The following is a 1,103-nucleotide window of genomic DNA, read 5'->3' on the forward strand; positions in this document are numbered from 1 at the left end:
TCCGTGCTCAGTTAACTCTGTTGAAAGAGCCTGGATACCAGGCAACCTTTTTCTGGGCACCCTTTGTTCTAATCGGTGACTGGCGCTAAGGAGCTATGACAAGGATGTTGGTATGGTAAATTTTTGATTAGAGCTCTCCAAAAACATCAGGACTTACACGGTTAAGTGGATTTCGCCCCCCTAGCCCCCCAATTTTGGGGGGAACAAAAGTCTCAAGCGATGCAGCGCGGTCTTGGGGGTTTCCCCCATGAGCGACTGCATCAAGACAAGTCCCCCAGAATTGGGGGATTTAGGGGGCAGATGCGTAAGTCCTAAACCTAAAATCTCTAGGAATTGATCAGCTTTCCACTGCTCCCAGGAATGCTATCAAAAAATCTCCCTTTATGGTCAAAATATTTTGATATTCATCAATGGTATATTTATCGTTTCATCTATTGTCTACTTTAAGAACATTTCGCCAACCTATAAAATACAGGATAATGAATTTCGATGCCTTCTTAAAATAGTTAATTGGTTTGTTAAACTATCAGTAAAAGCTTAATCACAACCATCCTAGCCATGTTTAGCACAACAGTCACCGATACCGGGCAAATCACTCTCCCCGAAGAAATTCGGGAGCATCTTAAACTTGTCAGCGGTAGTAGAGTCGAGTTCGTTATTGACGAAGACGGTCAAGTGAAAATATTTCCTCTCAATGTTCCAGTGGAAACCTTGTCAGGGATCCTGCATCAACCAGGTAAAGAAGCAGCTACCCTCGAAGACATGGAAAGCGCCATCTCTGAGGGAGCCAATATTCCAATATTAGCTTAGAAGTTGTCTGAGAAGTCTCATTTGCTACATCCAAGCCCCCTAAATCCCCATCTGTAAAAAAGCGAAGCATCCGCTAATTCCCCCCAGAATTGGGGGGTTAGGGGGGCGGGGGACTTTTACCAGCAAATTGATTCTTGTTCCCCCCAAAATTGGGGGGCTAGGGGGGCGGGGGACTTTTACCAGCAAATTGATTCTTGTTCCCCCCAGAATTGGGGGGCTAGGGGGGCAAAATTCAATATCAAAAAACTTTTCAGATATCCTCTTAATCAAAATCTAACTGTTAACATCTTATG

At 44.2% G+C, this 1,103-nt stretch carries 1 protein-coding gene; it reads left to right on the forward strand.

The window, feature by feature from the left end; genetic code table 11:
* Positions 1 to 558: 558 nt before the first annotated feature.
* Positions 559 to 810 (forward strand): AbrB/MazE/SpoVT family DNA-binding domain-containing protein, encoded by a 252-nt coding sequence (locus F6K49_RS51985; protein ID WP_293110858.1) that lies wholly within the window; start codon positions 559 to 561, stop codon positions 808 to 810.
* Positions 811 to 1,103 lie beyond the last annotated feature (293 nt).

The organism is Moorena sp. SIO3I6, from assembly GCF_010672095.1.